This is a genomic window from Rhizobium sp. SG570, assembly GCF_012275345.1.
Lineage (GTDB): Bacteria > Pseudomonadota > Alphaproteobacteria > Rhizobiales > Rhizobiaceae > Rhizobium > Rhizobium lusitanum.
Genome location: NZ_JAAZQI010000005.1, coordinates 80,410 through 95,223 on the forward strand (window position 1 = coordinate 80,410; position 14,814 = coordinate 95,223).

Annotated in this window: 11 protein-coding genes; 6 read left to right on the top strand and 5 right to left on the bottom strand. The window is 61.3% G+C overall.

The window, feature by feature from the left end; translation table 11 throughout:
- Positions 1 to 6 precede the first annotated feature (6 nt).
- Entirely contained in the window at positions 7 to 528 is a 522-nt protein-coding gene (gene lptE / locus FHT28_RS12320; protein WP_047559388.1) for an LPS assembly lipoprotein LptE, read from the bottom strand.
- Complete coding sequence (gene leuS, locus FHT28_RS12325; protein WP_037195639.1) at positions 518 to 3,148, bottom strand: leucine--tRNA ligase; 2,631 nt, start codon at positions 3,146 to 3,148, stop codon at positions 518 to 520. The genes lptE and leuS overlap by 11 nt, the downstream gene beginning before the upstream one ends.
- A gap of 200 nt (positions 3,149 to 3,348) precedes the next feature.
- On the opposite strand from leuS, the gene FHT28_RS12330 reads away from it, so the two are divergent.
- The gene (locus tag FHT28_RS12330; protein WP_168596409.1) at positions 3,349 to 4,008 is read left to right on the top strand and encodes a YggS family pyridoxal phosphate-dependent enzyme; all 660 of its coding nucleotides are present in this window, start codon (positions 3,349 to 3,351) and stop codon (positions 4,006 to 4,008) included.
- A 337-nt stretch (positions 4,009 to 4,345) separates the two neighbouring features.
- Here the strand turns inward: FHT28_RS12330 and FHT28_RS12335 are convergent, their stop codons facing one another.
- Positions 4,346 to 5,050, bottom strand: coding sequence for a DUF1013 domain-containing protein (locus tag FHT28_RS12335; RefSeq protein ID WP_037195643.1), 705 nt, complete (start codon positions 5,048 to 5,050; stop codon positions 4,346 to 4,348).
- A gap of 222 nt (positions 5,051 to 5,272) precedes the next feature.
- On the opposite strand from FHT28_RS12335, the gene acs reads away from it, so the two are divergent.
- A complete protein-coding gene (gene acs, locus FHT28_RS12340) occupies positions 5,273 to 7,231 on the top strand; it encodes an acetate--CoA ligase (RefSeq protein ID WP_168596410.1) in 1,959 nt (652 codons plus the stop codon).
- An 80-nt stretch (positions 7,232 to 7,311) separates the two neighbouring features.
- On the opposite strand, the gene FHT28_RS12345 is transcribed toward acs, so the two are convergent.
- Both FHT28_RS12345 and FHT28_RS12350 read right to left on the bottom strand, forming a co-directional pair.
- Positions 7,312 to 8,304, bottom strand: a complete 993-nt coding sequence (locus FHT28_RS12345; protein ID WP_168596411.1) for a hypothetical protein — start codon at positions 8,302 to 8,304, stop codon at positions 7,312 to 7,314.
- A gap of 84 nt (positions 8,305 to 8,388) precedes the next feature.
- Positions 8,389 to 8,616, bottom strand: a complete 228-nt coding sequence (locus tag FHT28_RS12350; RefSeq protein ID WP_047559527.1) for a DUF1674 domain-containing protein — start codon at positions 8,614 to 8,616, stop codon at positions 8,389 to 8,391.
- A gap of 108 nt (positions 8,617 to 8,724) precedes the next feature.
- Between FHT28_RS12350 and htpX the strand changes: the two genes are divergently transcribed.
- The 4 genes from htpX (at position 8,725) to purH (ending at position 14,697) form a co-directional block, all read left to right on the top strand.
- Entirely contained in the window at positions 8,725 to 9,711 is a 987-nt protein-coding gene (gene htpX, locus FHT28_RS12355) for a zinc metalloprotease HtpX (protein WP_168596412.1), read from the top strand.
- The gene (locus FHT28_RS12360; protein WP_168596413.1) at positions 9,708 to 11,117 is read left to right on the top strand and encodes an RsmB/NOP family class I SAM-dependent RNA methyltransferase; all 1,410 of its coding nucleotides are present in this window, start codon (positions 9,708 to 9,710) and stop codon (positions 11,115 to 11,117) included. The genes htpX and FHT28_RS12360 overlap by 4 nt, the downstream gene beginning before the upstream one ends.
- 149 nt (positions 11,118 to 11,266) lie before the next feature.
- Positions 11,267 to 12,913, top strand: coding sequence for a heparinase II/III family protein (locus FHT28_RS12365; protein WP_168596414.1), 1,647 nt, complete (start codon positions 11,267 to 11,269; stop codon positions 12,911 to 12,913).
- 167 nt (positions 12,914 to 13,080) lie between these two features.
- Positions 13,081 to 14,697 (top strand): bifunctional phosphoribosylaminoimidazolecarboxamide formyltransferase/IMP cyclohydrolase, encoded by a 1,617-nt coding sequence (purH, locus tag FHT28_RS12370; RefSeq protein ID WP_168596415.1) that lies wholly within the window; start codon positions 13,081 to 13,083, stop codon positions 14,695 to 14,697.
- Positions 14,698 to 14,814: the final 117 nt, after the last annotated feature.

Consider the following 14,814-nt stretch of genomic DNA (forward strand, 5'->3'; position numbering starts at 1 on the left):
CCTTGATCAGCGGCTGAGCGCGGCAGCGATGTCGGCAGCCACCATTTCGGCGACCTCGCGGGCAGCGCGATCTTCCGAATCGCGGATCGCACGCTGCTTGGCGAATTCCTGCGACGGGAAATCCACCAGCGACGTGACCGAACGGCTGCCGGACTTCAGTACCTTGCCGTTGCTGGCATCCTTCAGCGTGAAGGATGCGGTGACGGTCGTACGGCCAGCTCCTGACGTATCGGAGGACGGCAGGTAGATAACGCCGCCCGTGCCCGAGCTGACGCCCAGATCGACGGTGTATTTCGGTGTCTTGGTCTCGCCGGCGCCGCGCCCGGCGATGAAGATCAGCTGGTTGCGGACTTGCTGGCCGACGCGCGAAGTGGCGTCTGAGAAAGAGACCTCGGACAGCTTCTGCGTCACGCCGGTGCTGACGGCATAGAGCGGCTTGACCTGGCAGGAGGACAGAAGGCCGGCAGCGGCCATCAGAGATGCTACGCCGGCAATGCGGGCGAACTTGAAAAGAGTATCAGACGACAATGTTTACGATCCTCTGTGGAACGACGATGATCTTCTTTGGCGCCTGATCATTCAACGCGCTTTTGACGGCATCCAGGCCAAGCACGGCCTGCTGGACGGCATTCTGATCTGCATCGCGCGCGATTGTCAATTCAGCGCGTTTCTTGCCGTTGATCTGAACGGGATAGATGATCTCGTTTTCGACGACGAGCACCTCGTCATAAGTCGGCCAGGGGCTGGTCGCGATCATGTGGCTATTGCCGAGTGCTGCCGAGCATTCCTCGGCCAGATGCGGCGTAATCGGCGCAACCAGCGCAATCAGGATCTCGACGGCTTCACGAACGGCGGAGCAGTAGGCGGCGTCGGCCTGGCCAGCCGCAACCTTGCCCAGCGGCGCAGCCAGCGCGTTGACGAATTCGTAGATGCGCGCCACGGCCTTGTTGAAGGCGAGCTTGTCGTAATCGCCCTGAACGGACTTCAGCGTGCGGTGCGCGATCTGTGAAACCGCAAGCGCCTCGCCCTCCTTAGCCGGAGTCGGCTCGACGGACTTCAGAGCCTCGGCCGCTTCGGAGACCAGGCGCCACATGCGCTGCGTGAAACGGTGGGCGCCTTCGACGCCCGCTTCGGACCAGATGACGTCGCGATCGGGAGGCGAATCGGAAAGCACGAAGAAGCGCGCGGTATCGGCACCGTAGGACGCGATGATGTCATCGGGATCGACGACGTTCTTCTTAGACTTCGACATCTTCTCGATGGAGCCGATGGCGATGTTCTCGCCGGTCGACAGCAGCGTTGCCCGGCGCTGCCCGTCCACTTCCTCGATGCTGATATCGGCCGGCGATACCCATTCGCGCGTCAGGCCTTGGCCGCGGCTGTAGGTTTCGTGCACCACCATGCCCTGCGTGAACAGGCCCTTGAAGGGCTCTTTGACGTCAAGATGGCCGGTTTCGCGCATGGCGCGGGTGAAGAAGCGCGAATAGAGCAGATGCAGGATCGCATGCTCGATGCCGCCAATATATTGATCGACCGGCAGCCAGCGGTTGGCTGCTGACTGGTCGGTCGGCTGGTTTTCCCAAGGTGCGGTGAAGCGGACGAAATACCAGCTCGAATCGACGAAGGTATCCATCGTATCGGTTTCCCGACGGGCATCCTTGCCGCATTGCGGGCAGGCGACGTGCCGCCAGCTGGCGTGCCGGTCGAGCGGATTGCCGGGCTGGTCGAAAGTCACGTCGTCAGGCAGCTTGACCGGCAGATCCTTCTTCGGCACCGGCAGCACGCCGCAATCATCGCAATGGATGACCGGGATCGGGCAGCCCCAGTAACGCTGACGGGAGATGCCCCAGTCGCGCAGGCGGAAATTCACCTTGCGTTCCGCCTGCGGCGTGTTGCCGAGGCTCGTCTCAGAGAGCTTCGTCGCCACCGTCTGGAAGGCTTCCTCGGTGCTCATGCCGTCAAGGAAGCGCGAATTGATCATCACGCCGTCGCCGTCATAGGCGACGTCGCCGACGGTAAAGCTCGCAGCATCGCCATCAGCGGGCATGACAACAGGCACAACGGGCAGATCGTATTTGCGGGCGAAATCCAGATCGCGCTGGTCGCCCGACGGGCAGCCGAAGATGGCGCCCGTGCCATAATCCATCAGCACGAAATTGGCGATATAGACCGGCAATTCCCAGGAGGGGTCGAAGGGATGACGGACGCGGATGCCGGTGTCCATGCCCTTCTTCTCGGCGGTTTCGAGTGCTGCCAGCGAGGTGCCGGCGCGGCGGCACTCCTCGCAGAAGGCTTCGATGGCCGGGTCCTTCGCAGCGGCTTCCTTGGCCAGCGGATGATCTGCCGATATCGCCAGGAAGGACGCGCCAAACAGCGTGTCGGGACGCGTCGTGTAGACCGTGATCTCGCGATCGGCATTGGGCGCGGTTTCCGGCACGATCTCCCAGCGGATGGACAGGCCTTCGGAGCGGCCGATCCAGTTCTTCTGCATCAACCGTACTTTTTCGGGCCAATGGTCGAGCGTGTCCAGGGCATCAAGCAGCTCCTGGCTGAATTCGGTGATCTTGAAAAACCACTGCGTCAGCTCGCGCTGCTCGACCAGGGCGCCGGAGCGCCAGCCGCGCCCGTCGATGACCTGCTCATTGGCAAGAACGGTGTTGTCGACCGGGTCCCAATTGACCTTGGATTTCTTGCGATAGACCAGACCCTTCTCCATCATGTCGATGAAGAGCATCTGCTGGCGATGATAGTAGTCGACGTCGCAGGTGGCGAATTCGCGGCTCCAGTCCAGCGACAGGCCCATGGCTTTCAGCTGTGTGCGCATCGAGGCGATGTTCTGGTAGGTCCATTCCTTCGGATGCACCTTGTTGTCGCGGGCGGCGTTTTCCGCCGGCATGCCGAAGGCATCCCAGCCCATGGGGTGCAGCACGTTATAGCCGCGCGCCCGCTTGTAGCGGGCAACAACATCGCCCATGGCGTAGTTGCGCACATGACCCATGTGGATGCGGCCCGACGGATAGGGAAACATCTCTAGAACGTAGTATTTCTCCCGCGGATCGGCGTTGTCGGTCACGAAGACCTCGTCCTCGTTCCATTTCTGCTGCCAGCGAGGCTCGGCGTCGCGCGGATTATAACGTTCGGTCGTCATCTGATTTTGTATTCCGGAAAATCATGGGGATTAAGGCGTGACCTTCACCACGAAACCACCCAAGCGTCAAGTTTAGCAGGCGCGGCAAGTGCCTTATCTTGCAAAGCAAAGCTGGATTCCGGCGCATTCGCCCTTGGCAAAGGCCGCTCGCCTCATTACTGCAAAGTCTGAGAAGCAAGCGTGAATATCGAGGCGAAAAGATGGAACTTCAAGAGCGCCTGAACGAAGTTCGTTCCCACATCGCGGCGGCAGAGCGTCAGGCCGGCCGGCCTGATGGTGCTGTGCAGCTCGTTGCCGTTTCCAAAACGTTCGATGCCGCTGCGATCCGGCCGGCAATTTCGGCCGGTCAGCGCGTGTTCGGCGAGAACCGCGTGCAGGAAAGCCAGGGCAAATGGCCGGAGCTGAAGGCCGAGACGCCTGGGATCGAGCTGCACCTGATCGGGCCGCTGCAATCGAACAAGGCCGTCGATGCCGTGGCGCTGTTCGATGTCATCGAAACGATCGATCGGGAAAAGATCGCCCGTGCGATCGCCGATGAAATGAAACGGCAAGGCAAGACCGTCAGGCTCTATGTGCAGGTCAATACCGGTCTGGAGCCGCAAAAGGCGGGGATCGCACCTGACGATACCGCCGCCTTTGTCGATCTCTGCAGCAAGGAGCTCGGACTTTCGATCGAAGGCCTGATGTGCATTCCGCCGGCGGACGAGAATCCGGGGCCGCATTTTGCCTTGCTCGCAAAGCTTGCCAAAAAAGCAGGCGTGGAAAAGCTCTCCATGGGCATGTCAAGCGATTATGAAATTGCCGTCGCATTTGGCGCGACAAGCGTTCGCGTCGGCTCAGCGATTTTCGGGGCGCGGTAGATCCAATCGAAAACAAAAGCAACGCCGTCATGGGTCGGGCGGACATGCGTGTGGTCGTCCACCATTCGCCCTCGTGGTTCGAGGCTCCGGCCCCTTCGACAAGCTCAGGAGCCTACGCACCTCACCATGAGGTGCTAACCTTCTACGCACGGTCGTTGTATAGAACCGGGTTCTATCGAGAGCGGTGCTCAATCCATCCTCACCCTGAGGTGCGAAGCCCCCGAGCCTGTGGAAGAGGCTGAAGCCTCGAAGGGCGAGGATGGCGCGCGCCTGCCCAGCAACAAAAAGCCCCGGATTTCGACCGGGGCTTCGTATTTGCAACCGATAATGCCGGATCTCAGAACTGATCGTCGTCGTCGTCGCGGGTGGTCGACTTCAGCGATTTCAGCTTGGCGAAGACGGCGTCGGCGTCGATTTCCTTTTCCTTAGGTTCGTCACGCTCATAGCTGAAGCCGAGCTTTTCGGTTTCCTGGGCGGGCTGCAGTGTCGCGCCGAGTTCGGCGGCGGTCGGCAGCGGACGGCCCTTGGAGGCCTTTTCGACTTCCATGTCGAGGTCGATCTGGCTGCAGAGGCCGAGCGTCACCGGATCCATCGGTGCCAGGTTGGCCGAATTCCAGTGGGTGCGCTCGCGGATCTGCTCGATGGTCGACTTGGTGGTGCCGACGAGGCGGGAAATCTGCGCATCCTTCAGTTCCGGATGGTTGCGCACCAGCCAGAGAATGGCATTCGGGCGATCCTGGCGCTTGGAAACGGGCGTGTAACGCGGGCCGCGGCGCTTCGATTCGGGCACGCGGACCTTCGGCTCGGAGAGCTTCAGCTTGTGGTTCGGATTGGCTTCGGCGCGGGCGATTTCCTCGCGCGAAAGCTGGCCGGTCGAGATCGGGTCCTGGCCCTTGATGCCCTGTGCGGCTTCGCCGTCGGCAATGGCTTTCACTTCGAGCGGATGCAGCTTGCAGAACTGCGCGATCTGGTCGAATGACAAGGCTGTATTGTCGACAAGCCAGATGGCAGTTGCCTTCGGCATGAGCAATTGTTGAGCCATAGATATAGTCCTTCTGTCAGTCCGCGCCGGTGTCGCGGTCCGGGGTGTAACACCACATTGTCCGGGAAATATTGCCCTATATAACGGTAGTGTCGCGGAATTGCAATTCTTTGAGTATGAAATGCACTTTGTCCAATTGCTGTCGTAGTTTGACCTGCTATTGATTGGGCGGAAAGAGCACCCATAATTGCGACAGGGGTGCCGGAATTCGAGGAGGAGAGAATGTCGGAAAAGATTCACCCGGTGACGAAACCGGTCAAGGCGCGTGCTTTGATCGATAAGGCGAAATACCAGAAATGGTATCAGCAGAGCGTCGAGGATCCCGACAAATTCTGGGGCAAGCATGGCAAGCGCCTCGACTGGTTCAAGCCTTATACCAAGGTCAAGAATACGTCGTTTACCGGCAAGGTCTCGATCAAATGGTTCGAGGACGGCGTGACCAACGTCTCCTACAATTGCATCGACCGGCACCTGAAGAAGCACGGGGACCGCGTCGCTTTCATCTGGGAAGGCGACAATCCCTATATCGACAAGAAGGTCACCTATAACGAGCTCTACGAGCAGGTCTGCCGACTGGCGAACGTCTTGAAGAAGCACGGCGTCAAGAAGGGCGATCGCGTCACCATCTATATGCCGATGATCCCGGAAGCGGCTTACGCCATGCTCGCCTGCGCCCGCATCGGCGCGGTGCATTCGGTCGTCTTCGGCGGCTTTTCGCCCGAGGCGCTGGGCGGTCGTATCGTCGATTGCGAATCGACCTTTGTCATTACCTGCGACGAAGGCGTTCGCGGCGGCAAATCCATCCCGCTCAAGGAAAACACCGATAAGGCGATCCAGATCGCGGCCAAGCAGGAGGTTGCGGTCAAGAATGTTCTGGTCGTCCGCCGCACCGGCGGCAAGGTTGCCTGGGAGGCCGACCGCGATCTCTGGTATCACGAGGCTATCGCCAAGGTGAAGGCGGATTGTCCGCCTGCGAAGATGAAGGCGGAAGATCCGCTCTTTATTCTCTATACGTCGGGTTCCACCGGCAAGCCGAAGGGCGTGCTGCACACGACGGGCGGCTATCTCGTCTATGCGGCGATGACGCATGAATATACGTTCGACTATCACCCCGGCGATATCTACTGGTGCACGGCCGATGTCGGCTGGGTGACCGGCCATTCCTACATCGTCTATGGGCCGCTCGCCAACGGGGCGACCTCGCTGATGTTCGAAGGCGTACCGAATTATCCCGACCAGGGCCGCTTCTGGGATGTCATCGACAAGCACAAGGTCAATATCTTCTACACCGCACCGACGGCGATCCGCTCGCTGATGGGTGCCGGCGATCATTTCGTCAAGCGTTCGTCGCGCTCCAGCCTGCGCCTGCTCGGCACGGTGGGTGAGCCCATCAATCCGGAAGCATGGGAATGGTACTACAAGGTGGTCGGCGACAGCCGCAGCCCGATCGTCGATACCTGGTGGCAGACGGAAACCGGCGGCCATATGATCACGCCGCTTCCGGGCGCGACGGACCTGAAGCCCGGTTCGGCCACCCTGCCCTTTTTCGGCGTCCAGCCGGAGCTGGTCGATAGCGAAGGCAATGTGCTGGAAGGTGCGGCCGACGGCAATCTCGTCATCGCCGACAGCTGGCCCGGCCAGATGCGCACTGTTTATGGCGACCACGAGCGCTTCATCCAGACCTATTTTTCGACTTACAAGGGTAAGTACTTCACGGGTGACGGCTGCCGGCGCGACGAGGACGGCTATTACTGGATCACCGGCCGCGTCGATGACGTGCTCAACGTCTCAGGCCATCGCCTCGGCACGGCCGAGGTCGAATCGGCACTGGTATCGCACAAGCATGTTTCGGAGGCGGCTGTCGTCGGCTATCCGCATTCGATCAAGGGCCAGGGCATCTACTGTTACGTGACGCTGATGGTCGGCCAGGAAGGTTCGGACGCGCTGCGGCAGGAGCTGGTGAAGCACGTTCGCACCGAAATCGGCCCGATCGCCTCGCCGGACAAGATCCAGTTCACCCCCGGCCTGCCGAAAACCCGCTCCGGCAAGATCATGCGCCGCATCCTGCGCAAGATTGCCGAGGACGATTTCGGCGCGCTTGGGGATACGTCGACACTGGCCGATCCGGCTGTCGTTGATGATTTGATCGCCAATAGACAGAACAAGGCCGATGCGGCTTAGGTGAACCCCGCGCTGCTTCGGCTGGTAGGGAGAATGCCTCAGGATTAGACGAGGCTAAATCCTCGTCTAATTTTCAAGGCTCATCCGGAAGCTCTGAAAAAGGTAATCGCGGAGCGAGCGACATGATCGTGTACGCTTCTTCGCTGCAAACCGGAGTCATAAAATATCTCCGGCGACGTCTTTATGCCTTGCGGCGTGGGTTCTGGTAAAAAGGTGTAATGACCTACTCCTCCCTGGAGGATCTCAAGGGAACTGGGTCGGATCTTTTCGTGAAGCCAAACGCAGCATTCGTTCGCGGGAGCGATGGTATCCGCATCGCCTCCTATAATTTGAACCGGCGCATTTATTTGTTCGAGGCTGTCCTCGGCAAAGCCGAGAACCGAGCGGCCAGGCGCAATCGCCAGCCCGTTCACAAATCTTTCGTCCTTGAAGTTTTCCCTTCGCCGATTCCACGACTCCAGAAAAATTCTGTCATGTAGAAGTGAAGGGATATGCTTGGCCAAATCAGGGAATTCCCTTGGGCCTCGCACTGGGCTCTTTCGAGGATTATCAGGTTCAAACTGGGAGTATGCCACGCGTGCTCCCAAGAGCAGCAGCGTCGTATAAGCACCGGCGGAGAAGCCGGCGACGTGGGCGCGGTTCCCGAATGTCGCTCCCAGAACCTCTTTCCAATCATCGGCGTCGAACAATGCGCTTAAATCGCTGGCCCGTTCCCAGAGACACAGGAAGCCTTCGGGCCTATAGGGCTCGGAGCCCGTGTGACCATGATGGTTTATCGCCAGGGCAACAAAGCCGGATTGCGCCAGACGATGCCCAAGCCAGCTCAAGCCGCCCGCGACGCCGCCCGAGCCGTGGGACAACATGACGACCGGCAGCGGATCGGACGTCAGCTTGATCGGCGCATCGTACGCGACGGCTTCCTGCTTAAACCATGATGGCGCCAATGGTGGCGTCTCTATCGCTTCATCGTCGGCCGGGTACCAAACAGACCAAGCGAGTGGCCGGGGGCCTGTACCATCCCAATTTGTTCGGCTCTGATCGAAGGACAGTCCCTGGGAGAAACCTACAGGCATCATTTCCCCTCTGTTTCCCAACGATAGCAGTATCGGCTATTGGGCGTAGTGGCTCCTTCTCATCATGGTGATGAGCAATGTGTCTCAAAAATCGATAGCCCGCCCATTGATCTCCCAATCGCCGAAGCGGGCGGGATCGGCGCCGCCGCGGCCGCCGATTTCGGGGGGGAGTTCGGCCTGCGCCTGAGCTTCCTGCGCCTTGCGGCGCTCTTCCGCTTCTGCCAACGCGCGCCTGGCGGCGGGCGAGAGCGGCTTGCGGGTGATTTCACCGGCTTCGGTGTCTAATTTATTGTCGTTATCTGCTGTCTGCATGAGGCGATCGGTCCGGAACCGTTGAAATAGGCGGATGAATAGCCAAATCATAGTGCGTCCGGCTGCAAAGAAAAAGGTTTGGACGACAGATGTGTTGGAGACCCCTCGATGAATCTCATGCGTACCGCCATGCTGCTTGCCTTCATGACCGCCCTGTTCATGGGCGTCGGCTATCTGATCGGCGGTCAATCGGGCATGCTGATCGCATTTGTCGTTGCCGCCGGCATGAACTTCTTTTCCTATTGGAATTCCGACCGCATGGTGCTTTCCACCTATAATGCGCAGGAAGTGGATGAGCGCAGCGCCCCGGAATTCTACCGGATCATCCGGGATCTCGCCCGCAATGCCGGCCTGCCGATGCCGAAGGTCTATCTTTACGACAGTCCGCAGCCGAATGCTTTCGCCACCGGCCGCAACCCGGAAAACGCCGCCGTTGCCGCCTCGACCGGCCTGCTGCATGCGCTGACGCCGGACGAAGTGGCCGGCGTGATGGCGCATGAGCTTGCGCATGTGCAGAACCGCGACACGCTGACCATGACGATCACGGCGACGCTTGCCGGCGCCATTTCCATGCTTGGCAACTTCGCCTTCTTCTTCGGCGGCCGCCGCGACAACAACAATCCGCTCGGCATGATCGGCGTCCTGTTGGCGATGATCGTCGCCCCTCTGGCGGCAATGCTGGTGCAGATGGCGATCAGCCGCACACGCGAATATTCGGCCGATCGCCGTGGCGCCGAAATCTGCGGCAATCCACTATCGCTGGCCTCGGCGCTTGGCAAGATCGCCCGTGGGGCGGAGCATATCCCGAACGAAGCGGCCGAAGGCCATCCGGCGACGGCGCATATGTTCATCATCAATCCTCTGTCGGGCGAGCGCATGGACAATCTGTTCTCGACGCATCCGAACACGGAAAACCGCATCGCCGCATTGCATGAAATGGCGCGCTATGGCGGCGGCGGCGGCCCTTCGGCCAGGGCGCCGTCCGGCTTTGGCTCGACGGGACTGGTCTTGACTGCTAATCCGGAACGCAAATCGCGCTCCGTACCGAATACGGGTCGCGGTGGTTCGCAACCGCCGAAGGGACCCTGGTCTTGAGTTCTGACAAGAAAAACAAAGCCTTCAACAAGGACGGAAGAGGATCGGGCAAGGGGCCGGCTGAGGCTCGCCAGCATGATTCGGCGCCTGCAAAGCCGGGCTTTGCCGCGCGCGCGGCCGCAACGAAGATTCTGGCTGCCGTCATCGACCGCAAGACACCGCTCGACGGCATGCTGGATGCGGAGGGCGGCAATCCTGCCTACAAGGCGCTCGGCGATAGCGATCGGGCGCTGGTGCGCGCCATCCTGAACAGCGCGCTGCGGCATTTGCCGCGCATCGAAGCGGCGATATCGTCTCTGCTCGATGCGCCGCTGCCGGAAGGCGCTCGCGCCCTGCATCACGTGCTGGTGGTCGGTGCTGCGCAGATGCTCTATCTCGATGTGCCGGATCATTCCGCCGTCGATCTTGCCGTCGAGCAGGCCAATCGCGATCCCCGCAATCGCCGCTTTGCCAAGCTGGTCAACGCCATTCTCCGGCGCATCGGGCGGGAGAAGCAGGTCATTCTAGAACAGGTCGCAAGCGTGCCGGCGATGCCGGCCTGGTTTCTCTCCCGCCTGGAATCAGCCTACGGGGCGCAGGCTGCACTCAAAATTTCGGACACGCAGCTTGAGCCGGCGGCGATCGATCTTACGGTGAAATCCGATGCCGAAGGCTGGGCGAAACGCCTCAATGGCGTGGTGCTGCCGACCGGCGGCGTGCGGCTCGCCGCTTTCGAAGGGTCGATTCCCTCGCTTGAGGGCTTCGATGAGGGCGAATGGTGGGTGCAGGATGCCGCCGCCAGTATTCCGGCGAAATTGTTCGGCTCGCTCGCCGGCAAGCGGATCGTCGATCTCTGTGCCGCGCCCGGCGGCAAGACGGCGCAGTTGATCCTTGCCGGCGGCAAGGTCACGGCTCTCGATCAATCCGCCAATCGTTTGAAGAGGCTGTCGGCCAATCTGGCGCGTCTCGGGCTGGAGGCGGAGACCGTCGTTGCCGATATGAGCAAATATCAGCCCGACGCGCTTTTCGATGCCGCCCTTCTCGATGCCCCCTGCTCCTCGACGGGAACCACCCGCCGTCATCCCGACGTGCTCTGGACCAAGGGCCCGGAGGATATCGCCAAGCTTGCCGCCTTGCAGGAGCGCCTGCTTCGCCATGCCCTGACGTTGGTCAAGCCCGGCGGCCTGGTGGTCTTCTCCAATTGTTCGCTCGATCCCGAAGAAGGCGAGGATCTGGTTGCCCGTCTTCTCGCCGATACTGATAGTGTCGAGCGCGTTCCGATCACGCCCGGCGACTGGCCCGGCCTCGAAGCAGCGATCTCACCTCTCGGCGCTTTCCGTACCACGCCGGACATGCTGCCGCTGACCGGCGGCTTTGCCTCCGGTCTCGACGGATTTTTCGCCGCCATGCTGCGACGCACGCGTTAGTCGCACTCTTATCGCATCTTTCGCGCATCAGTTAAGAATCCGGTAACATGTCCTTAATTGGTATATGTGTAACCTCTTTTTAACTACGGGTAACGAGAGTAAGCAGAAGCGAATATGCAGGTCTGCGGCAGGGTTTTGTGAGTTCATACATGCGGGAAGCATGGCGGCGGATGTCGCGCCGCGCGGCGTTGACGCGATTGCGTCTCACCCGCCACACCATGCGTGTGCCGGAACGCCTGATCGTGGCGCCGACCGACCTGCGCAGCGTCGATCCGTTTTTTGTCGAAGAACTTCTGAACGGCCGCATCCTGCTCGCCGGCCGGGTTCTCGAACTGCAGGGCGCCTCGCCCTTTTCCCTGGAGCTGCCGTCGCGGGCCTTCGCCGCGCGTCTGCACAATTTCCGCTGGCTGCGGCATTTGCGGGCAGAGAAGAGCGACCAGGCTTCGGCTTTAGCGCGTTCCATTCTGAGCGATTGGATCGCCGTTCACGGCCGCCGGCTGCATGGCCTTGCCTGGTCGCCCGACATCGCGGCGCAGCGGCTGATCGCCCTGTTGTCGCATTCGCCCGTGCTCCTGCATGGGACGGATAGCGGCTTCTACCGCCGCTTCATGCGCATGCTCGTCTTCCACGTGCGCTATCTGCGCCGAATGGCGTCGACGGCAAGGGACGGCACGACGCGGTTTCGTGTGCGCATCGCGCTGGCCATGTCCTCTGTTGCCATGCCCCATAGCGCCCTTGCGCTGAAGCGCGCCGGTCAGGCGCTCGATCGCGAGATCGACCGGCAGATCCTGCCCGATGGCGGTCATATCTCCCGCAATCCGCGGGTGTCGCTGGAGCTGCTGCTCGATTTGCTGCCGTTGCGCCAGACCTATGTGAATCTCGGCCATGACGTGCCGATCCGGCTCATTCCCGGCATAGACCGCATGTATCCGGCGCTTCGCTTCTTTCGCCATCAGGACGGCGATCTGGCGCTCTTCAACGGAGCGACGTCGACGCTTGCCAACGAACTGATGTCGGTCCTGCGCTATGACGAGACGGCGGGTCAGGCGTTCAAGGCGCTGCCGCACACGAAATATCATCGGCTGGCAGCCGGCCAGGCCGTCGTCATCGTCGATGTCGGCGCTCCCGCATCGGTCGATCTCAGCCGCACGGCGCATGCGGGCTGCCTCTCCTTCGAAATGTCGTCGGGCAAGAGCCGCTTCATCATCAATTCCGGTTCGCCGGAATTCGCCGGCGAGCGCTACGCACAGGCCGCGCGGGCGACCGCTGCGCATTCGACCGTCACCCTCAACGATACCTCGTCGAGCCTGTTCTCCAAGTCGAAATCGCTGGGGCCGATCATGGTCGGCGGCGTGAAGAAGGTCATCGTCGAGCGCGCCGAGACGGAAGATGGGCGCGATTATGTCCGGGCTGCGCATGACGGCTATCTCTCCACCTTCGGCTATGTTCACGAGCGCGAGCTGAGCCTCAACGCCACAGGCACGATCCTGGCCGGGAGGGACCGGTTCCTCGTGCCGGAAGGCAGGAAACAGGCGCCGAAAGGCGAAGGTATCGCGTCGGCCCGCTTCCATATCCATCCCTCGATCAGCCTTTTGCAGACCGAGACGGATAGCGCGCTGCTGATCGCGCCTGACGGCGAGACCTGGGTCTTCTCCTCGCCGGGTAACGAGGTGCTGGTGGCGGAGGATATCTTTTTCGCCGACCCTTCCGGCATGCGCTCCTCCGATCAGCTCGAGATCGTTTTCCAGATCACCGAAAAGCCGGAAATCCGCTGGTTTTTATCCCATCGGCCATAGGCTAACCGTGTCAGCTATGCTAACGGGGCGGCATTATCGTCCCGCGCCCTTTCCGCCGGACATCTCCTCATGCCAGAGCGTTTTCGCTCTGTTTTTGTTATCTCGCAATTCCGGACGGAAAACCGCTGCGCCCTTTTCCTGGAATTGCTTCAGACCGGAGAAAGCCCATGGCCGTCGTTTCCAAGAAAATCCCTGCCCCTGACAAAGTGAAGGTGAAGACCGCGCTTCTGTCCGTCTTCGACAAGACCGGCATCGTCGAGCTGGCCCGCGCGCTCAGCGAACAGGGCGTGCGGCTGCTGTCGACCGGTGGCACGCACAAGGCGATTGCCGCGGCAGGCCTTGCCGTCACCGATGTCTCGGAGGTCACGGAGTTTCCGGAAATCATGGACGGCCGCGTCAAGACGCTGCATCCGAAGGTGCATGGCGGCCTGCTCGCCATCCGTGACGATGCCGAGCACCAGGCTGCGATGAAGGAGCACGGCATCGAGGGCATCGACCTTGCCGTCATCAATCTCTATCCCTTCGAGGACGTGCGCAAGGCTGGCGGCGACTATCCGACGACGGTGGAGAATATCGACATCGGCGGCCCGGCGATGATCCGCGCCTCGGCCAAGAACCACGCCTATGTGACGACACTGACCGATCCGGCCGATTATGCCGAGCTGCTGGCGCAGCTTTCCGCCGATGCCGGCCAGACCACCTATGATTTCCGCAAGCGCATGGCCGCCAAGGCTTTTGCCCGCACTGCCGCCTATGACGCGATGATCTCCAATTGGTTTGCCGAAGCGCTCGATATCGCCACGCCGCGCCACCGCGTCATCGGCGGCGTGCTGCGCGAGGAAATGCGCTATGGCGAGAACCCGCATCAGAAGGCGGCCTTCTACGTCACCGGCGAAAACCGTCCCGGCGTTTCCACGGCAACGCTGCTCCAGGGCAAGCAGCTTTCCTACAACAATATCAACGACACCGATGCCGCCTACGAACTTGTGGCCGAGTTCCTGCCGGAAAAAGGTCCGGCCTGCGCGATCATCAAGCATGCCAATCCCTGCGGCGTCGCCACCGGCCCGAGCCTGGTCGAAGCCTATAAGCGGGCTCTCGCCTGTGATTCCGTTTCGGCCTTCGGCGGCATCATCGCGTTGAACAGCCTGCTCGATGCGGAAACGGCGGAAGAGATCGTCAAGCTCTTCACCGAGGTCATTATCGCGCCTGAGGTCAGCGAGGAAGCCAAGGCGATCATCGCCCGCAAGCCCAACCTCCGCCTGCTGTCGGTCGGCGCTCTGCCCGATCCGCGCGCAGCCGGCCTGACCGCCAAGACCGTCTCCGGCGGCCTCCTGGTCCAGAACCGCGACAACGCCTTGGTCGAGGACATGGAGCTGAAGGTGGTCACCAAGCGTGCGCCGACGGCACAGGAGCTTGAGGACATGAAATTCGCCTTCCGTGTCGCCAAGCACGTGAAGTCGAATGCCGTCGTTTACGCCAAGGACGGCCAGACGGCCGGTATCGGCGCGGGACAGATGAGCCGCGTCGACTCCGCCCGCATTGCCGCGATCAAGGCGGAAGAAGCGGCCAAGGCGATGGGGCTAGCCGAACCGCTGACGCGCGGTTCCGCCGTGGCCTCCGAAGCCTTCCTGCCATTTGCCGACGGCCTGCTGTCGGCGATTGCCGCCGGCGCCACCGCCGTCATCCAGCCGGGCGGCTCGATGCGCGATCAGGAAGTCATCGACGCCGCCAACGAGCACAATGTCGCGATGGTCTTCACCGGCATCCGCCATTTCCGCCATTGATGGCTTTACCCTCGCCCCAGCGGGGAGAGGGTCGCGCGCAGCGCGGGGTGAGGGGCGTTACCGGAAGTTATATATCGTTCGCAACGATATAGGCTGGTTCCGAATACGCCGAGGCCC